At 37.4% G+C, this 20912-nt stretch carries 20 protein-coding genes; 1 reads left to right on the top strand and 19 read right to left on the bottom strand.

The genetic code is table 11. The features are described 5' to 3' along the window. Positions 1-116: 116 nt before the first annotated feature. The 12 genes from FG383_RS13425 to FG383_RS13375 form a co-directional block, all read right to left on the bottom strand. Positions 117-761 (bottom strand): sodium:solute symporter family transporter, encoded by a 645-nt coding sequence (locus FG383_RS13425; protein ID WP_142607905.1) that lies wholly within the window; start codon positions 759-761, stop codon positions 117-119. 66 nt (positions 762-827) lie between these two features. After that, entirely contained in the window at positions 828-2447 is a 1620-nt protein-coding gene (locus FG383_RS13420; protein WP_142607904.1) for an N-acyl-D-amino-acid deacylase family protein, read from the bottom strand. A gap of 23 nt (positions 2448-2470) precedes the next feature. Further along, positions 2471-3655 (bottom strand): YgeY family selenium metabolism-linked hydrolase, encoded by a 1185-nt coding sequence (locus FG383_RS13415; protein ID WP_142607903.1) that lies wholly within the window; start codon positions 3653-3655, stop codon positions 2471-2473. A 46-nt stretch (positions 3656-3701) separates the two neighbouring features. Further along, positions 3702-4931 (bottom strand): diaminopropionate ammonia-lyase, encoded by a 1230-nt coding sequence (gene dpaL, locus FG383_RS13410; protein ID WP_142607902.1) that lies wholly within the window; start codon positions 4929-4931, stop codon positions 3702-3704. Between the two features lie 257 nt (positions 4932-5188). Beyond that, entirely contained in the window at positions 5189-5311 is a 123-nt protein-coding gene (locus tag FG383_RS21495) for a RidA family protein (protein ID WP_281285325.1), read from the bottom strand. 186 nt (positions 5312-5497) lie between these two features. After that, a complete protein-coding gene (locus FG383_RS13405) occupies positions 5498-7246 on the bottom strand; it encodes a sigma 54-interacting transcriptional regulator (RefSeq protein ID WP_246097003.1) in 1749 nt (582 codons plus the stop codon). A gap of 342 nt (positions 7247-7588) precedes the next feature. Next, positions 7589-8257, bottom strand: coding sequence for a carboxymuconolactone decarboxylase family protein (locus FG383_RS13400; protein ID WP_142607900.1), 669 nt, complete (start codon positions 8255-8257; stop codon positions 7589-7591). 38 nt (positions 8258-8295) lie between these two features. Next, on the bottom strand, positions 8296-9603 hold the full coding sequence (locus FG383_RS13395) for a TRAP transporter large permease (RefSeq protein WP_142607899.1): 1308 nt from the start codon (positions 9601-9603) through the stop codon (positions 8296-8298). Between the two features lie 15 nt (positions 9604-9618). Then, a complete protein-coding gene (locus FG383_RS13390) occupies positions 9619-10104 on the bottom strand; it encodes a TRAP transporter small permease (RefSeq protein WP_142607898.1) in 486 nt (161 codons plus the stop codon). Positions 10105-10130: 26 nt separating this feature from the next. Continuing rightward, positions 10131-11192: a TRAP transporter substrate-binding protein gene (locus FG383_RS13385; RefSeq protein WP_185907945.1), complete on the bottom strand. Its 1062-nt coding sequence runs from the start codon at positions 11190-11192 to the stop codon at positions 10131-10133. Between the two features lie 64 nt (positions 11193-11256). Continuing rightward, entirely contained in the window at positions 11257-12042 is a 786-nt protein-coding gene (locus tag FG383_RS13380; RefSeq protein WP_142607896.1) for an enoyl-CoA hydratase/isomerase family protein, read from the bottom strand. A gap of 30 nt (positions 12043-12072) precedes the next feature. Next, positions 12073-13638, bottom strand: coding sequence for a class I adenylate-forming enzyme family protein (locus tag FG383_RS13375; RefSeq protein ID WP_142607895.1), 1566 nt, complete (start codon positions 13636-13638; stop codon positions 12073-12075). A 155-nt stretch (positions 13639-13793) separates the two neighbouring features. On the opposite strand from FG383_RS13375, the gene FG383_RS13370 reads away from it, so the two are divergent. Beyond that, entirely contained in the window at positions 13794-14720 is a 927-nt protein-coding gene (locus tag FG383_RS13370; RefSeq protein WP_142607894.1) for a LysR substrate-binding domain-containing protein, read from the top strand. Positions 14721-15282: 562 nt separating this feature from the next. On the opposite strand, the gene FG383_RS20965 is transcribed toward FG383_RS13370, so the two are convergent. The 7 genes from FG383_RS20965 to FG383_RS13340 all read right to left on the bottom strand — a co-directional run bounded on the left by FG383_RS20965 (position 15283) and on the right by FG383_RS13340 (position 20824). Further along, entirely contained in the window at positions 15283-15432 is a 150-nt protein-coding gene (locus tag FG383_RS20965) for a YwzD family small protein (RefSeq protein WP_185907944.1), read from the bottom strand. Between the two features lie 334 nt (positions 15433-15766). Further along, the gene (locus tag FG383_RS13365; RefSeq protein WP_342782144.1) at positions 15767-16084 is read right to left on the bottom strand and encodes an ABC transporter permease; all 318 of its coding nucleotides are present in this window, start codon (positions 16082-16084) and stop codon (positions 15767-15769) included. A gap of 178 nt (positions 16085-16262) precedes the next feature. Further along, on the bottom strand, positions 16263-17273 hold the full coding sequence (locus FG383_RS13360; protein WP_142607893.1) for a proline racemase family protein: 1011 nt from the start codon (positions 17271-17273) through the stop codon (positions 16263-16265). 26 nt (positions 17274-17299) lie between these two features. After that, positions 17300-18580 (bottom strand): TRAP transporter large permease, encoded by a 1281-nt coding sequence (locus FG383_RS13355; protein WP_142607892.1) that lies wholly within the window; start codon positions 18578-18580, stop codon positions 17300-17302. Next, on the bottom strand, positions 18565-19077 hold the full coding sequence (locus FG383_RS13350; protein WP_142607891.1) for a TRAP transporter small permease: 513 nt from the start codon (positions 19075-19077) through the stop codon (positions 18565-18567). Before FG383_RS13350 ends, FG383_RS13355 begins: the two co-directional genes overlap by 16 nt. Positions 19078-19091: 14 nt before the next feature. Then, positions 19092-20111 (bottom strand): TRAP transporter substrate-binding protein, encoded by a 1020-nt coding sequence (locus FG383_RS13345; protein WP_142607890.1) that lies wholly within the window; start codon positions 20109-20111, stop codon positions 19092-19094. Positions 20112-20128: 17 nt separating this feature from the next. Continuing rightward, positions 20129-20824 carry a GntR family transcriptional regulator gene (locus FG383_RS13340; RefSeq protein ID WP_142607889.1) on the bottom strand — a complete coding sequence of 232 codons (696 nt, stop codon included), beginning with the start codon at positions 20822-20824 and terminating at the stop codon, positions 20129-20131. Between the last annotated feature and the right edge of the window lie 88 nt (positions 20825-20912).

The following is a 20912-nucleotide window of genomic DNA, read 5'->3' as shown; positions in this document are numbered from 1 at the left end:
TTTGAAATCATCTGGAACACCACCTGCATTTAATAATTCTATTATAAATGAACAAAGCGAGGTATTCGACGATTGAATCGTCGAATACCTCGCTAAGTTAAATTATCTGGACTTTTTCAGTGCCCTCGTTCTGGAGGGATATTGGCTATAACAGTTTCATATCCTCCTGCATTCGAAAGTGCAAATGGAACTGCAATAGCAAAACCAAAAACAATGATAAAAAATTGAACAAAATCTGTAAGTGTAACGCTCCACATTCCACCAAGAAATGTATAGAAAACAACTACAAGTCCTGATATTAAGATTGCCCACGTTAAATCAAAACCAGTTAAAACATGCACAATTGTAGCTGTTGCAGTGATTTGAACCGCTGCCAAAGCAGTGGAAGCAATTAGAGATAAAATACTGGAAATAGCATAACTATTCTTCCCATATCTTCTGCCGATAATTTCCGGGACAGTTGTTGCCATTGTCTTTCGCATAAATGGTGCAATAAACGATACCAATATGATTCCAATCCCGGCTGAAACAACATACCATCCCGCTGAAAGTCCCCATTCTCCATAAGCTTTAGAAGCAACACCAATTGAACTTCCTCCACCTATTTCAGTTGCAGCGAGCGTACCTGCAAGCATTATCGGCCCTAATCTTCTACCCGCTAGGTGGTAATCATTTGAATCTTTAATTTTTGTTTTTGCATAAAACCCAATCCCTATCATCGCAATCATATACACTACAATTATTGTCCAAATTATTCCCATCTTCTTACCTCCCCTTTAATGTACATGCCCCTTCGTACAATACAGTTGATGAATAATATCAGGTGACTATTTAACTAGTTCTGATTGAATTTGAGGATAAGATCTTTTAAACACTCTCCCTGCAGGTTTACGGTATGCATTATGTCCATTTATGACGATATGTCCATTTACAATTACTTTATCAATCCCTATATTAAATTGGCGTGGCTTTTCAAACGTTGCTTGGTCTATGATAGTATCCGGATTAAAAATGACAATATCCGCAGCCATTCCTTCTCTTAAGATCCCTCTATCTTGTAGACCAATAATTCTTGCTGGCTGTGAAGTCATTCTACGTATCATATCTTCTAATAGTAGAACATTATGTTCACGAACATATTTCCCTAATATTCTTGGAAAAGAACCGTATGCACGCGGATGTGGTTCTCCTCCTAATAATCCGTCACTACCAATAGTGCCAGCTGGATGAGCGAGTATTGCTTTAACCGATTCTTCATTCATCACAAAATCAATCATACCTACTGCATTTTTTTCTTGTAAAATTAAATCTAATACTAGATTGCCATAATCAGTGGTTCCTATCATTTCTCCGATTTCTCTAATCGTTTTCCCTACGTATTTCTTCGCATCATCAGAGTCAACTGAAGTAATAATAATGCCATCCCAACCGGCCCATTTAGAGATACTATCCCATCCCTTTAACGCAGAAGACATTTCCTTAATCATTCTTTTACGCAAATTTGAATCTTTCAATCGCTCTAACATCATTTCACTTCCACCATCATGCGCCCATGGAGGTAAAGTAGCACTTAACATTGTACTTCCAGCAGTATATGGATACTGATCAAAAGTCACTTCTAAACCATCTTCTCTAGCGAGATCAATTTTCTTTAGTACATCCGGAGTCTTATGCCAATTATCTTTTCCGCAGTTTTTCAAATGCGAAAAGTGTAGATGAGCTCCACATCTCTTCATCATATCTATCAATTCTTGCATTGACTCTAAGATTTCATCTCCCTCACTTCGTTGGTGAATAACAAGAGGAACACCATATTCCGCAATGACTTGACATAGAGCCTCTAGCTCTTTCATTTCTGCAAAACAACAAGGAGGATAGATTAAACCTGTCGACAATCCAACGGCACCTTCATCTAAAGAACGACGAAGTACAGTTTGCATTTTTATAATTTCTTCATCAGTAGCGGGACGATTATCAAGACCCATCACTTCCATACGGATATTCCCATGAGGAACCAATACTGCTAAGTTGTAACTAGGATTATTAGCTTCGATTTTACGAATATAATCTCCAACTGTTTCCCAGTCCCATTCAATTGGAGGCGTTCCATTTAATCCAGCCATATTTTTCCTCCAAGGTGACACAAATTGAGCCGGGAGAGGAGAAGCCGCGATACCATCTTGACCAAGAAGATCTGTTGTAATTCCTTGACGTACTTTAGCTTCAATTAGCGGTTCATCTAAAATGACAAGATCTGAGTGAGTATGCATATCGATAAATCCAGGTGACACTACTTGTTGTTTAGCATCAATTACCTCAGTAGCGTAAAGTGTATCTAGTTTTCCAATTTTTTTTATGATACCGTCTTTTACTCCAATATCACCATAGAACCAAGGTGACCCCGTACCATCAATTATTTTTCCATTTCGAATGAGTAGATCAAACATAAATGCATCCCCTTTTTCGTTTTTTATAATGAAGAAAGCGTTTTCATAATTGTGATATATCCCTCTGTCACTTTAGTCAATTGGTCAATCTCAATATATTCATTATCAATATGCGCTAGGTTTTCTGCAGAAGGTCCATATCCAATCGTCGGAATGTTTGCTTCCCCCGCAAAATGGCTGCCATTCGTGCAAAATGAGTAGTGTGATAATTTAGTATCCGGATTAATAGCTAGTAAATTTTTATATACTTGATCTACGAATTGTTCTTGCTCACTATATAACCAACCAGGGAAGAATCTTTCTGCCTTGATAAGAGCACCTGTATAACACTTTTCTTCTCCTATTGAAAAACTTGCTTCTGCCTTAAACTCCTCGTCATCCAATTTCATCTGCTCTATAAGGGATAAGATTGGTGCAAGTACAGATTCTTTCGTTTCATTAACAAGCAATCGACGATCTAAAGTTACTTTGCAGTTAGAAGGAACAACAGATGCCCCTGGATACGGAAATGATTTAATATCCGTCAATTCAAGAATTCCTTTACCTAACACTTCATGCTCTGGAATTGGTAATTCCCTAATAGCGGTTAACAACTTCATCATCTGGTATACGGCATTGACTCCTTTATCCGGATTAGAAGAGTGGGCTGTTTTACCAAACGTTTCAAGCGCTATTTCTGCTCTGCCTCTTTGGCCTCTATTTAAATTCAAATTTGTCGCTTCTCCAATTACTACAAAATCTGGTTTAACATGTTCACTTACTTTTCGTGTTGCTACTCCCTCAAAACATTCTTCATGAACACTACATGAAACTACAACCTCCCCTCTAAATGATTTATTTGTATCCTCAGCAAAAGATATAGCCGCTGTAATCATTGCACTCACAGCGCCTTTCATGTCGGATGTTCCTCTCCCATAAATCTTTTCATCCTTTATTTCTCCTGAAAATGGATCTAGTTCCCACTGGCTAGGTTGAACTGGTACCGTATCAATATGTCCATCAAAAACTACTGTCGGTCCTTCCTCATTTCCTTTCATGATTAATAAGATATTTCCATATTCATCCACTATTACATCATCAAACTCGTTTCGTTTGGCATAGTTTTCAATATAAGATGCAACAAGATTTTCTTCCCCAGAATAACTTTTTAGTCTAACAAGTGATTGACAAAGACTAATAACCTCTTCTTTTCTTGCTTCTGACAACATGTCGAACTCCTCCAATCCCTCTTTACCATTTTCTTTTTGGTAAGTTTCAGTTAGGATACGAACCTTCCCATACTATTTTCTTATAATGCTCCGGGTCTGTGTCCCCTTCTGTACTTATTAATAAAACGTTTGAATTTGAATCTAGCGAAATTTTTCCATTCATCTCGTTACCTTGTTCTAAACTTCTTAAGTAATAAAGTAAACCTAGGGTAGCTGCGCCAGATTCTCCCGAAATAACCTTTGGATCATCTTTTAATGGATTACCGTAGACACGCATCCCAAGTGCAGCAATATTATCATGACAAGAAAATGCACCTTTAGCATATTGTCGAAGTATTCCATATGCCCTAGCGTTCGGCTCTCCACAAGCTAACCCCGCCATTATTGTGTTCATTTCACCACCAACCATTTCTATATGTCCATCTTCAGTAGAAAAAGATTTATAAAAACACTCTGCTTTTTCAGGTTCCACTACAATTACAATAGGCGGATTCTCCCTATAATGTTGAAACATATATGCAGCAATAGAAGCTGCAAACGAACCAACACCTGCCTGAAGAAAAATATGCGTGGGTGGCTTTGCATCAGCTTCCTTTAATTGATCCACAATTTCTAATCCCATTGATGCATATCCTTGCATAATCCAAAGAGGAATATCATCATAGCCTTCCCACGCTGTGTCTTGCACCATTATCCATCCATTTTTCTTTGCCAATTCTGCACATATTCGTACAGTATCATCATAATTAAACTCAGTAATTTCGGCATGCGCTCCTTCATTACGAATAGAAGTAAGTCTCTGCATGGATGATCCCTTCGGCATGTATATGCTTGACTGATGGCCAAGTTCCCTCGCTGCCCATGCGACACCTCTTCCATGATTTCCATCTGTAGCGGAAATAAAAGTTAATTCTCCAAGCTTCTTTCTATTTTCAGGAGAGCGTAATTTCTCAAAGGATAAATCCTCCATGTTCTCCCCTAATTGTTCTGCTAAATATCTTCCAATTGCATAGATACCTCCCATTACTTTGAATGCGTTTAACCCAAATCTATAGGATTCATCTTTTACTCGTATATCTGCGACGTTTAAATACTCCGCTAGATTTCGTAAATTGTATAATGGCGTATTCGTATATAAACTATGTGTTTTTTGAAAAGCAAGAACCTTTTTGATCTCTTCTTCTTGAAAAAAAGACAATTCCTCTTCATTGAATAATGTTGATTTAAATTTATTTTTAACCCATTTAATGTAATTTCGATCTATTTTATTCTGCATATCCAATCCCCCTATTTAAATTTAGTTATTATCTCTATTCCTATTAAAGCTCTTTTGGAACAGCTGCACTTCTACACAACTTTTTACTCGTTAATGTATAGTGAAATATGTGCCAATTACATCATGAACACTCTGACATGAATCCATGGTGTCTAGAAAAATTGTCGTCTGCACAATATATATGAGACTTAAATTGATCTCCGAAAGTAAACCTTTTATATTTTCCATAATTACTCAGTTGCTGTATTTCCTTCCATTTACCCACTTTCACTACCAAAGGGAAGCATCCCTGATAAGTATGCAAAACCATTAGCTTTAATAGCTTGCAAATATGGTCCGACAGCAGCTGATGCTTTAGTCGCTTGAATTTGTTTAATCAAATTTCTCCCTCCTTTTGGTTTACACTTATTTATATTGCAAGAGCCATGCCAACTTTTTTTCTGAGCATTTATAGCATTTAACAATAAAAATAAAATCCATCTAGTATCTAAATGAGACTAGATGGATTTTATTTTTTCAGATAACTGAGAGGCGTATAGTTAGAATACAAAAGTATCAATTTGGTATTAGGTATCAATTTGATATTTATTTATTTTTCTAAATAAAGTTGCTCTTCCTATTTCTAATAATTTACTAGCATCTTCGACGTTTAAATTATGTTCCTTTACATAATTAAGTGCTTTCCTAATCAACTCTTCTTCCATTTTTACGAGGGAAAATGAAGGTGGATTTATATAATAATCCGTTTTTTTAATTTCTAATTTGCGAATAATTAACTCTTCATGTTCCTCCAGCGTTATCCAACCACTATCAATAAAATTGAATAGATATTCTATAAAATTTTTTAATTCGCGAACATTTCCTTTCCACGGATAGTTTAATACAATTTCTTTCACGCCCTTATCTAGACCCAACACTTTGGAATGAAAAGTATTATTAAATTCTGAAATAAAGTACTCACTTAAAGCTACAATATCTTCTTTTCTACTTCTAAGGGGGGGAATAGTAATAGGGATTACATTTAAGCGAAAGTATAAATCCTCTCTAAACTTTCCGTCTTTCACCATTTGTTGTAAGTCTTTATTTGTAGCGGCTATAACACGTACATCTACAGCAATAGGACCATTGCCACCTAGATGTTCAATCTCTCTTTCTTGTAATACTCGAAGCAATTTCACTTGTAGAAGGGCTGGCATTTCTCCGATTTCATCTAAAAATATAGATCCCTTATTGGCCAATTCAAATTTTCCTATTCTTCCTTTATCGTTCGCTCCAGTAAACGCACCTTTTTCATATCCAAATAACTCACTTTCCAGCAAATTTCCTGGAATTGCACCACAATTCACGGTTACAAACGGTTTATCTTTTCTAAAGCTTGCATTATGTATAGCTTTGGCAAATTCTTCTTTCCCTGTACCACTTTCGCCTTGAATTAATACAGTAGAATTTGATTGAGAAACTTTAAATGCATATTCTTTCACTTCATTAATTTTTGAACTCACTCCAATAATTTGTTGGAAAGGTCTCTTATGTTCTTCGGTTGCCTTTTCTGCCAAGTTTTGAATGTCATTTACATCTTGTATACTAATAAGATATTCTGGATATTGCCCTACAATAGCAATCTTTGTTTTCGTAATAAAAAGCGTTCTTTCTTTATTGTTATTTTCCAAAGTAAATGTATGATTTAATGTATCTGTTTGCTCAACCAAATCTAAGAACAAGTTTATTATCTGCGCTGGATACTTGCCCCTTTCCTTAATTCCAAGCAATAATTCGGCTTTTATATTCATCTCGAGGGGAGTTCCTATACTATTTAAAACAATAATACCTTGATCGACAAGATTGATCACTTTTACCATTTTTTCAGAACTTCTTGTAAGTTCTTTTATCATCTCGTGTTCATGTAATTTACTTGCTAAAAGTTCAGCCATTTTATTTAGAAAAGTTAATATCCCATCTGTATTCTCGAACAATCGCATTCTCTGTTCACTGTCAAATGCCAATAAACCAATTATGCCTACTGCTTGATTTTGATAAGTAATAGGAGCACATATTTCTCCAGTTTCTGAACAATTTTTATAAAATGTACACCTCTCACATACTTTTTCAAATCCTGGATTTTCAATAATTACTGGTTGTCCAGTACGAATCGCAGATTGATAAACGAAATCCCCTTCCATTTTACGGAGAACACCTACTTTATTTTCTCCAGTACCTGCAACTCGAATAAATTGATGGTTTGCAATTTCTACTTCAATTTTCAAAACAGCTGCTATAGCATCCGCTATTTGTTGCACAACAGGCTGAATATCCATTAAATTCACTGTAAACACCCCAATTTTCTTTATCCCTTACATTCAATATTAAACTTAAATAGAGATTGGAAAGATTCTAATAGTTTGTTTGCTTTCACAGAAACGTGGGAGCATAAAATCGATCAGAATATCCTTTCGAAGAGTCAGAATATTTAATTAAATATCATCAAATTATAACACACTACTTTTACAATTAGATATTAAATTTCAATTTTCAGACAAAATAACACCCACCTTTTCATCAGGTGGGTGTTATTTACCACTTACTTTTCAATAATTAATTGTCATAATAGAGTGTAATCTCCCCTAACGCCGGGACGCGTTTCCATTAGATTATCTATCTCAAACTTCATCAAATGCATTCAAAGCATTGACCCCATGGGCTAAAGCTGAGCCAGCTTTTAAGGCTGTGGCAACAAAGATAGATTCGGCCACTTCTTCTTTAGTAGCTCCTTTTTTCTTTGCGGCTTTCACGTGCAAAGCGATGCAGTATGGGCAGCCAGTGGTATGAGCAACAGCGATTGCAATTAGTTCTTTTTCTTTCACTGATAAGAGTCCTTCTTTTAGCGATAAAGTATCGAAGTTGATGAAAGCGCTGAATACTTCTCCGTTAAGCTTTGAGAATTCCGATAGGCGGTTAAAGTAAACTTCTTTATAGAGTTCTTCATCCGCTGTTTCGTCATATGCATTTAAGGCATTGACCCCATGGGCCAGGGCTGAGCCAGCTTTTAAAGCGGTCGCCACCATTATGCTCTCGGCCATTTCTTCTTTTGTGGCATTAAGCTTTTTGACATTTTTGACATGAAGGTCAATGCAGTACGGGCAACCGGTTGTATGTGCTACCGCTACCGCGATCAGCTCCTTCAGTTTTGCGGATAGTGCTTTTTCCTTCAGTGCAATCTTATCAAATTGGACAAAAGCTTTAAATACTTCTGGAGCAATCTTTCCAAATTCAGGAAGGCGAGCGAAGTTATTTTTCTCGTATAGGTTTTTGTTTTCTGTTAGGTTCATATTTAGTATTCTCCATTCTGTTTTTTTATTTTAATTGCCTAGTCCATCGAATTTGGTAAGAACATCGCGATATCTGGAAAAATATAAAGAAGCGTGACGAGGGCAAGAATCGGAATGATAAAAATCACAGCTCCTTTGAAAATATCAACAAGTTCCAATTCATTCGTTACCCCCTTTAAGACAAATACATTCATACCAATAGGAGGTGAGATTAAAGCGAGTTCCACCACTAATACGATTATGACGCCGAACCATACTAAGTCAAAGTTCTGAATTTCTAGGATCGGTAACAAGATTGGTATAGTAACAACCATCATCGCCAGGGAATCCATAATCGCTCCGAGCAAGATGAAGAGGCAGACGATTAAGATGAAAATTGTCGTGGTGGATAAATTCGATGTTATGAAGAATTCTGCCAGCAAATTAGGAACTCTCGTCAAAACAAGGACATAATTAAGGATGAAAGCCCCTAATACAATCGCAAATAGAAATCCTGTTGTTCTTAAAGTCCCCATAACGGCATCTTTAAAATTCTCTAAGGTTAAACGGCGGCGAACTATACCAATGATAAATGCGCCGAATGCACCTACTCCTGCAGATTCAGTGGCAGTAAAATATCCTAGGTAAATACCGCCCATCACTAAGAGGAATAATGAAATAATCCAAATATTTGAGCTTAATGAAGAAAATCGCTCTTTCCAGCTCACTACGTAATTAGTAGGAGCTGAGATCAAACTCGGTTTAATCAAGATACAAATATAAATCGTCAGCATAAAAAATAAAGTCAGGATAATTCCAGGTACGATTCCAGCTGCCAACAATTTCCCCACGGATTGCTCGGTGATCATTCCATAGATGATGAAGGTTGTACTTGGCGGAATCAGAATTCCCAATGCCCCTCCGGCTACAATAGAACCACCAGTTAAGCTTTTGCTATATCCAGCCTTCAGCATTTCCTTTGTGGCAATAACGCCCATCGTACCAGTAGTCGCTACACTAGATCCAGAAGCAGTCGCAAACATTGCCGAAGCTCCAATTGTAGCAATCCCTAGACCGCCTTTCATGTTACCAAACCAGTTCTTAAAGGTTTTAAACAAATCATCTGTAACTCCTGAATAAAATAACAATTGTCCCATTAGCACAAATAGCGGGATTGTACTTAACGTATAATGGTAGCTCTGGCTCCAAACCACACTATTGATAGCAGTTAATAATGTATCCCACCCTTTGAGGTAGATGATTCCGATGCTTGCTGGTATAACCATCGAGATGGCGATGGGAACACGTAAAAACATAAGTACAAACACTGTAATAATAACTAAAACGCCTATCATTTCATTAGACAAAGTCTTCCCCTCACTTTACTCACTTTTCTCAGCTGTCCTGTAATTCGCCACAATTCCTATAAATTTCAATAGAGCTTCCAGTGCCCAGCCGATAAAGCAAATCACTAAGAAAATTTTAAAAGGCACAAACGAAATATTTAGCATATCGGACATTTGCGTCAAATTTATTTTTGTAGTGAAAGCCCAACAAACGATAAAGGCAAAGACGATTGTACAAAGTTGGGCTATAAAATCCAATACAATTTGTACTTTAGCAGGGAACTTATCAACCAGTAGTCCAATGGAGATATGAGAATTCGTTGCTTCGGTATATGCTAACGAACCCATAATTAAAACAACCATACTAAATTGAACGAGTTCGATATCGCCGAGAATTGGAACGCCAAAGCTCCGAGATATTGAAAAAAATGTTACTAATGGAACCAAAATGATTAACATGAAAAACGAAATCCATTTCGTCAAATTGGTTATAGTTCTAACAATCCAAGTAAAATACTTCACATTTCCACCTACTTTCACATAAGAGATTAATAAGGTAGAGTCAACCCTTCTTCTTCTAAGGTCTTCGTAAAGAAGTCCATCATTTCTTGGCCATCAAATCCTTTATCATTCGCTAGTTTAACCCAATCATCCCAAACTACCTTCGCAGGCTCTTTAAATGACTGCAGATCTTTTTCACTTAGAGTAATAACACGTCCACCGTCTTCTGACACGGCTTTATCAAATTCATTTATCGCATTTTCTGATGCACTGCTGTACAACTCACTGTTCATAGTTTCGAATTTCGGTCCTAGTTCATCTTCAAACAGTTTTTGAAGATCTGCTGGTAGAGATTTAAACGAATTTTTGTTCATTAAGAAAAGAAGTGCCGTATTTCCCATATCGATTTTTGTTAGGTAAGGAGACACTTCATATAATTTCAATCCCACTGCACCAATCGATGTGTAAGTAGCTTGGTTTACGGTATTACGGTCGAGCGAAGTATAGATTTCTTCTAGCCCCAAGGAAACCGGAACCCCTCCCCATAATTCAATTAAATCTACACGTTGGTAACCAGAAGCAATGATTTTTTTGTTTTTCACGTCATGAATCGTTTCAACAGGATCTTCACTATATAACTGGTATGAATCAGTCCCAGATATCCCGACCGGAATCACTTCTTCGAGAGACTCAGCCATATACTTTTCCATAAAAGGCTTCAAGACAGCTGTGCTGTCGAATGGATCCGATATTCCAAAAGGCAAGTCTCCGATTGATAATGGGAATAACTCTGTATCTGGATGCAAGCTCGGACTAACATATCCAATATCGTAAACGCCCCCCTGTATATCTTCGTAAGCTGTACTCAAGGTTCCAAGGGCTCCACTATTATAAATATTCACTTTCACTTTTCCTTCTGTCTCTTCCTCGACAAGCTTTGCCCAGGGCTCCACTACTTCCGTATGGAATTTGTGAGTCGATGGTACTTGGATATTAAAACTCAGTTCGTATACGCTATCTTTATTTGTCGCTTCACCGCTACCGCAGGCTGTCAACAACAATGTAACTCCCGCTAATAAGGACCATTTCACCATTTTTCTTTTCTTCATACGACTCATCCCCTTTTCATCTTATCTAGCTGGCTACGTAAACCTTCCAAATTCATTCTTCTATTCAGCCTTCTTTTGTCTTACCGACAAACTCCTTTATCTTTTCAAGCGTTCCGCCCCCAAGCAGCATTTGCTCTTGCAATTCTGCTTCATAATAGAGCAGATTTTCAAATCTTGGAACAGAGGCATGGACGATTTTCTTGGTAATTCGTAAAGGATCAAATGGCTTCTTTATTAGTTTCTTTAGGAACTCATCCACCGTAGTGGAAAGTTCTTCCCTTGCCACCACTTTCGTTACCAACCCAATATCTTTCGCTTCTTTTGCCGTAATGATATCGCCTAGCATGATAAGCTCTTTCGCTTTCGAAGCACCAATCAAATTCACTAAACGTGGGGTTCCCCCTCCGGAAAAAAACATACCCCGGTCAATCTCAGGCAAGCTCAGTGTCGCATCGTCGGCAATGATTCGAAAATCGCAAGACATCGCAAGGGCCAGTCCGGCGCCGAAAGCGGGTCCATTGATAGCGGCGATGGTAATTTGGTCAAGAGCATCTAACTTTCTTAGAAATTCCTGTCGGCTAATTTGATCTTTTCGTATCCAAGAAGAATCTTCCTCATTTTCTTCTATACTTTTTCCAACTTCTTTGATATCTGCTCCCGCCGAAAAAACCTTTCCTGCTCCTGTGAAAATAATAAATTTATATTTTTTATCTGAACTGACTTCTGAAATTAATTCATTTAATTCTTGATCCATTTGATAGTTCATCGCATTTGCTTTGTCGAGACGGTTAAATGTAATAGAAAGTGTTGGTTCTACATATTCGACAATCAAGGTTTCATACTTCTTCATATAGCGCACTCCTTTCTCTCTATCATGCTGTCAAATTTGTCGTTCAGCCAATTCCCAAAAAGGTTCACGCAGCTTTTTCTTGTCTACTTTTCCGTAAGACGTCAACGGAAGAGCTTCTACAATATGAATCTCTTTTGGGTTCTTATATTTAGAAAGTTTCGATTTGCAAATAGCCATTACTTCGGCAATTTCCAAGTTTTCAACTTTCGTTGTTAAAAATGCTGTGACGGCTTCTCCCCAGTCGGGATCAGGCACGCCTATAACCGCCACCTGTCCTACTCCAGGATGTTCTTGAATAACATTTTCGACTTCTGACGAATAAACGTTCATTCCTCCGCTGATAATCATATCTTTGGCTCTGTCGAGAAGATACAGGAATCCCTGTTCGTCCATCGTGCCAATGTCTCCCGTGTACAGCCAACCGTCTTTCAGTGCCTCCGCTGTCTTTTCTGGCTGATTAAGGTAGCAAATCATATTTGTAAACGCCTTTACCACAACCTCTCCTTCCATACCAACAGCAACTTCCTTTCCGTTGGCATCTACAACTTTTACTTGAGAGAAAATCGTAGACCTTCCACAGCTCTTCAATAAATGTAAGGATCCTTCTTCGATACTATGAAACTCTTTCTTCATCCAAGTTGCTGCACTTTGTGTTTCTGTCAGTCCATAAATTTGTAAAAACACCTGTCCGAAAATTGACAAGCCTTGTTTCAAGCGCTCAGCAGTTATAGGAGCTGTTCCGTATTGAATTGTCCGGATCGAAGTAACGTCCACCTCTTTTCGTTCTAAGTAATCTAGCATTCTGTATAAAATTGTTGGCACCAAGCTCAAGTAAGTGATACGGTTTTCTTCAATATGCCTAACCACCGTTTCTATTTCAAACTTGTCTTCAATAAAGATTTCAGCACCTTTTATTAATCCAGCAAACAAATACAGGCCAGCTGCATGAGGCAAAGGAGTAGTCACAAGAATTTTCTCATCGCTTTGAATATTCGCTTCGATGATGATTGAGATGAACGTCAAGCTAGTAGTTTCATAGGTATGAACGACACCTTTTGGCTTGCCTGTGGTTCCACCCGTATATAAGATAAAAGAAAAATCTGATGGCGCACTTTTAACATAAACTTCTTCATCTGAACCACCCTCTTGAAAATCTTCCCAACATATCAATTCATCGAACTCAGTCTCTTCTGCACCGAGCACGATAACCGTATGGAGTTTGGGCAACTGAGATTTAATTTTTTTAATCATTGGCAGGAAGCGATTTTCTACGATTAATAACTCCGCTTCTGCATCTTCTAGGATATAGCGGACATCCGATTCACTGACCATCGAGTTAAGAGCGATTTTCGTCGCTCCTAGATAATAAATCGCTATTTCACTTACCACATACTCGTAACAATTGGGAAGTAATAATGCGACGCGTGATTGTTGAACAATACCTTTTTTTCTTAAAGCCTGTGCCGTATGGTTCGCAGCAGTATGCAATTCTTTATAAGTAAAACTAGACCCGTTGACATGCAGTGCTTTTTTGCCAGCATTATTCTTTAAACTGTTTTTAACCAGTTCATTTAATACAAGTGAAGTTAAATTCATATCTAATCCTCCATTTTATGAATGCGCTTTCTTTCATTATTTCAAATTAATCTAATTATTAAGAAAATACTATCAACGGAACTTAATTTAGTCTAATATATAAAAGAAACCGATTGAGATCTTTAACGTCTTAATCCATTTGAGGAGGAATTGTAATGGAACTTCGACATTTTCATTACTTTGTAGCAGTGGCAGAAGAACTGCATTTCGGAAAAGCAGCGAACCGCTTGAATATTAGCCAACCACCTCTTAGCCAGCAGATCATTCACTTGGAAAAAGAAATGGGCGTCAAACTTTTTCAACGAACAAACCGATCAGTCCAGTTAACGCAGGCGGGCAAGTATTTTTTAGAGGAAGTTTATGAAATACTCGCAAAAGTCAAATCAAGCGTGGAGGATACTCAAAAAATATACATGGGAGAGGCTGGAACCTTGAAAGTTGCTTTTACTGGCTCCTTGAACTCATACCTGATTCAGATAATCAACCTGCATCGCGAAAGCTATCCCGACGTCAAAGTGACTTTGCATCCTATGTCAAGCACAGATCAATTAAAGGCCCTTACTAATAAAGAAATCCATTTCGGATTTCTCTGTCCGCCTATCACCAATCCTTCTTTAGGTTTTCAGCATATATACAGCGCTCGGTTTGTGGCGGCTTTACCAATAAATCATCCTTTAGCTTCCAGGTCAGGACCTATTGAAATCAAAGAATTAAAGAATGAACCGTTTATTATGGCACCTCGGAGATTGGAACCCGGCTATTATGACATGATTATTTCTATATGCCTAAACGGAGGTATGAGCCCTGTGATCTATCAGGAAGCTGAAGGAGTTACCCATATCCTTTCACTAGTTTCCGCAGGAATCGGCGTAACGCTCGTGACGGAAGCCGCCAAGCAAGAATATCCCAAAAAAGGTGTTGTCTATAAACCTTTAAAAGGTAGCCCGCAAGAAATGGATTTGTACATTACCTGGAACAAAAACACTACCACACCCATTACAAACACGTTTATCCATACGATGAAACATTATCTAAAAGAAAAGGACTCTATCTTAAAAAAAGCAAGCTTCGAAGTCATGTGATTTCGAAGCTTGCTTTTTTTTATGCCTAAGGTGAGTGGCATCCTTATATTTAGGACAACTTAAACATTTCATCTTTATACAAAAAGAATCCAACACTTTCTTAGTTGAGGATTCCAATAAATTTATTGGAAATTGCAGTACATAATCCGAATAGTTTTTTACACAGATACCTGTTAAATCACTACCGCGATTTTTTGAACGTCTTTTACATCGTGTGGAGATAATTCACATGAATGGCGATAGCTATCGCAAGATTTTCTCTTATACATCACATATTTTAAAGTAAATCCTTGTCAAAAAGACTGGGGCTTTTTACTCCTACAGGTTACTTCAAGTTAAAAAATTCAGCTAGCTAATGGATAATTTTATATTGTCCATAAAATAGCGACTGCACTAAAAAGTACACGTTTTTAACATCTTACAAATCCAACTTCTCTAAACGTAATATCCGGTTTAGACTTTTCCGCCCACCATCTTTTAGGTTTAAACACATTGATATCACTATTTCTAAAAGTTTTATCTTATAACACATTCTTGATTTAGTTCTTCTATTTCATCCTTATTAAACTTTATTCTTATCCAGCAAGTTTCTCAGCTGCTCGGATAACTCTCTAATAATATCATCCGTTTTAATCGAATCATTCTCATTACCTCGAAGATAGCCATATTCTAAAATGCGCTTGAATTCTTCTTGTAATTCTGCCGTTGTCATGCAACAATACCTCCTATGTTTTTCACAACATGTTATATCCATTAATAAATAATAGAATCTCCAGTTATTGTAACAAAGACTCATTAAATATAATATCGAAATTAGTCGCAATCTATAAATTTATTAAAATATTTGACATCAAAAGGACTTGAACAGAATTAGAACATGAGAGAGTGATGCATGTGCTATTTATTGGAAACTTTACGACAGATAGAAAACCACTAATAATTGCATGGTTAACTTTTCTCTATAAATTCTAGTTGATTATCAGATTAGTATAGAATTGCTTCTAACAAAGCGACGTGACACTACGCTAGTCCGAGTCGTATCCTAACTATTCAAACCGTAGTGCCTTACTCGGATTCATCCTTGCTGCCTTCAATGCTGGGTATATCCCAAACAAGCTTCCAATTCCAATTGATGTGTATAAAGCTAACTTCACTGCCCATATCGGCAAGACGAGCGCAAATATGTCGATGTTGCTGTTCCATACTTCTATAAATGCATAGCCGAGCCCGATGCCAACTGCGCCTCCTATGACACATAACAGCAATGTTTCAAAGAAAAACTGACCCATTATTTCAACTGTTGTTGCACCCAGCGCTTTTCGAATGCCAATTTCGCGTGTCCTCTCACGTACGGACATGACCATTAAATTTCTAACACAGGGACGCGATTTTAAAGAAAGTAAATAAAGTTATGAATTATTTGTTTCAACGCAAAGTAACGCCCACTTGTTAATTAAGTGGGCGTTATTTCATGCTTGCCTTTTTCAAGTGAATTGCAGTAAATTGTCAGAATAGTTCATAACACAGGGACGCGTTTTGATATTAGTCAACCATAAAGCCATGTTTGAATGGATCATTTGGATCTATTAGTATGTTACTGAATCCTGTAATAAAAGCAGAGCCTGTAACCTCTGTTACATATGCTTCTTTGTCTCCAAGCTGTGTTTTTTCGATGGCTTTCCCGTAGAATCTGCCACCTACAAATCCTTCGCAAATAACTTCTTCACCAATTTCAAGTTCTCCTCTACCTACCATTCTTGAAACCATAGCTGTTGTTCCTGTACCGCCTGGTGAGCGATCCGCTTGATTTTCACTGAATATATGAACGTTTTTATACGTCGCTTCAGGGTAAATGGATGGTTTACCGTAAAAAGTGACGATATCAATGTGATTAATATAAGGCTTTGTAGGATGTTGAACCTTTACTACTTTATTGACTTCTTCTTTAATAACTTTTGCCATTGCTTTCAGTTTTGAACCATTCGAAACATGAATAATTTCATTCAGTTGTTCAATGTCTACCCAAGCAAAATAATTCCCACCAAAGCTAATGTCCACTTTGATTTCTCCTAGTTCACCTGCGTTAATTACTACATCTCTTTTCTCAAGGAATCCAGGAACATTTTTAAAGGTGACTGATGAAACTCTTCCATTTTCAACTTTCACTCGTGGATACACAAGTCCAGCGGGAGTCTCTAAGACTAGCTCTGTTACTTCACCCGTAATTGGAACAAGCCCAGTTTCTACAATTGCAGTAGCTACACCAATTGTCGCATGTCCACACATATTCAAAAAATTCGCATTATCCATATAAATAACCCCAAAATCGACCCCTTCTTGTAATGGCGGTAAAAGAACTGCCCCGAACATATCTCGGTGGCCTCTTGGCTCCTGGATAAGAGAATTGCGGAACCACTGATAGTGCTCGTTCATATAATCACGCTGTTCTGCTACTGTGTTACCTTTTAATTTCAATAATCCTCCGTTTATAACTCTAGTCGGTTCCCCGAATGTGTGTGTCTCAATAGTTTGAATAACGTTTGTAAAGTTCATTTTTTCATTCTCCTCTTCTCGTTATATTATGGAATAATAATTCTTGGAATATAAAGCATGACATCAGGAATGAAAATCATCCCCATTAAAGCCACAAAGAACACTAATATAAACCAAATATTGTATCTGCTTACTTGAAGCATACTTACTTGTGCAATAGCGGTTGTTATGTAAAGTCCGCTTGCTACTGGTGGCGTTTGCTGACCGATTGCCCAAACAATTATGACTACCATTGCAAATTGTAGGGGATCAATCGCGGTAGCTTCAACCAATGGGAGAAACAATGGCACGATTACTAGAACCATTACGGTACCGTCAAATATGAAACCTCCAATAAATAGAATCAAACTTGCCAAAAGCATCAAGATAATAGGGTTTTCAGCATATGCCATTAACGGTTCCATTATCATTCTTCCGATTCCAAGTGCTGAAAATGAGAAGCCTAGAATTTTGGCTGTCGCAACAATTAACATTACCAGTGCTGTATTCACGACGCTTTCATTCAACGCCTTCTTAAATCCGCTCCAGGTTAACTGTTTATAAATAATTCCTGCAATGATGCCGCAAATAACGGCAATTGCAGCAGACTCGGTTGGTGTAGCGAATCCTGTTACAATTCCACCCATAATTGCGACTGGTACTAAAAGAGCCGGCACTGCGCTAACAAACGTTTTAAGTACTAGTCTCCAAGAGAATGGTTGTTCTTTAAAATCATATTTCTTTTTGACAGAAATAATATATACAACAATCATAAAACCAATTGCTATGCCAATACCTATCGGGATTCCCGCAAAAAATAAGGTTGCTACCGAAAGCCCCGATATCGATCCGTAAAGAATCATCGGCACACTAGGCGGTATGATGATTCCGAGCGATGAACCAGCAGAGGTGACGGCTGCTGAAAAGCTCGCAGAATACCCCTTTTCCTTCATTGCAGGTATCATGATTTGACCTACAGCAGCACTAGCACCTGCTGAAGTTCCAGTTATGGCTCCGAAAAATACAGATGCCACCACATTGACCATGCCTAAACCGCCTTTTACCATCCCTATAATGGATAGGGCAAAATTGATAAGACGTACAGAAATACCTCCATAGTTCATTAATGATCCCGCTAACATGAATAACGGAATTGCCAACAAAGGAAAACTGTTTGTACCCAAATAAAGTTGTTGAATAATTACAACCATCGGAATATCCGCATATATGATTAAGAAAACTGTAGCTGTGATTCCTAAAGTGAATGCAATAGGCACCCCAATTGCTAGAAGAACTAGTATAACCAAGAGCATCAAGATTGGGAGCATTCTTCATCCCCCCCTTTTTGCTTTGACGGACTGACTATTTCCCTAATATGCAAAATAATTTGGGCAATAAATTCAATCAGCATTAGAAAGAAACTGGACCAAATAATCCAATATGGAATCCACATAGGGAGTCCTGAAACCGGCATTTTAATATTTCCTGCTTGCTGAATAAACGAAAATCCCATATAACAGGTGACAATTAAAAACCAAACGACGAATCCTTTTGCAACAATGGATAAAAAAGGCTTCATCTTTTCAGAAATTTTGCTTTGTAAGAAATCCATTTTCAGATGATTTTCTTCAATTGTGCATTGATACGCTCCAAAAAAGGTAATCCAAATCATTGCGATTAATGACAATTCTTCTGGCCATGGTAATGGATCATTAAATAATTTTCTTGTTATAACTTGAATAATTAAAACCAAAAACATTAAAAATATGACTGAAATATTTAAACGCTTAATAGTTGAATGAATGAAAGTCCTAATTTTCTCCATTTAATCTCAACCTTTTACTGTGACTTATTTATTTCATCAACGATTTCCTGTGCATCACCGCCAATGTCATTTACTACACTTTCCCACACGGACTTTGTAGCTTCTTGGAATGGCTTATTCTCGTCAATCACTGTAACTTCCATCCCTTTTTCTTCAAGTCCTTTTACCAATTCAGAGTCTTGTTCTTCATTCAACTGACGATTTAAATCCCTACCTGCTTTAGCCGCCTCTAATACGATTTCCTTCTGTTCCTTACTTAATGAATCCCATTTCGAAGTATTGATAAACAATGTGGCAGGTGAATACACATGGTTTGAAATGGTTAAGTATTTTTGTACATCATAAAAGGATGAGCTATTGATAACAGACAACGGATTTTCCTGTCCATCAATGGTTCCTTGTTGAAGGGCTGTAAACACTTCAGACCATGCCATTGGAAGTGGACTAGAACCTAATGCTTTAAAAGATTCTATTCTAACTTCACTTTCCGGCACACGAATCCTTAATCCCTTAAAGTCCTCGATTTTCGTGATTGGACGGGTACTATTGGTAATTTGTCTGAATCCATCTTCCCAATATGCTAGATGGGTCAAATTATGAGCGCTTAACTTTTCACCTACCTTATCCCCGATTGGTCCATCGAGCACTTCCCAAGCATTTTCTCGGCTACTAAAAATATATGGCAGTGAAAATAGATCTTGGTACGGATTCATCAAGGACATTGGTGTAGATGATATGCCGATATCTATTGTTCCAATTTTGGCTCCTTCTTGAATTTCTCTACCTGAACCAGCCAGTGAACCGTTACCGTATATTTCAATTTTCACTTCACCATTTGTTTTTTCTTCAACGACTTCCTTGAACTTTTTAGCTCCTTCTCCCCAAGGGTGGTCGTCTGGCAACTCATAGGCAAAACTTAAGGTTGTTATGCTTTTACTACCACCTGATGCTTTACTGTCTTCACTACAGGCACTCAACAAAATACTACTTAAAAATAGAATAAGAACTAGCAAACTTATACTCTTCTTTTTCATATTATCTACTCCCTTACCTATTTATTATGAAGCTCATCGTCAAAGACTTTCAGTGATTGTTTCATATCTTCCAAAATGACTTCCTCGTATTCAGTAATGCCTTCCAAATGCTTGGTTACAATTTTTTTGACTAATTCTTTATCTCTTGTCTGCAATGCAGCCAAAATTTCTTGGTGCTCTTCAATCGATCTCTTGACCAAATCAGTTCGTGACATAAATGAATACCTGAATGCCTCAACATAATCATGCATGTTTTCAAGAATTGCTATGATTCTTGATAGATTGGATGCTCTATTAATAATCTGGTGAAATTCATCATTTGCTTCCATGATCTTTTCTACATTACCCTTAGATGCAAATTCCACCGAAAGTTTTATCAGGTTATCCAGACGTTCCAAATCTTCATTCGTCAGGTTATTCACCGCGATGGATGCAGCAATTGGCTCTAATTGTGACCTTATTAAATGAATTTCTCTTATACACTCATGTGTTACGCCTTTAACAAGACAATATCTTCTGGGAAAAATTTCAACGAGACCTTCTAACTCCAACTTATGTAACGCTTCTCTAACAGGAGTTCTACTTACACCTAACTGTTCAGCCACCTCCTTTTCATTTAGCTTTTCCCCCGGCTTTATTTCTTGCGAAAGGATCATTTTACGTAATTGATTGAAAGCGCTTTCTCTTATGAGTGGATTATCTAATATTTTCATAACATTATCTCCTTTTTTTAATTATATGACATACTGTATCCCAGTTCAATATTATTTTTATATAATTCCTTTTATTCTGAATATATAA

Source organism: Psychrobacillus soli, from assembly GCF_006861775.1.
Taxonomy (GTDB): domain Bacteria; phylum Bacillota; class Bacilli; order Bacillales_A; family Planococcaceae; genus Psychrobacillus; species Psychrobacillus soli.
The sequence above is the reverse complement of the archived record's forward strand: the minus strand, read 5'-3'. Positions and strand labels throughout refer to the sequence as shown.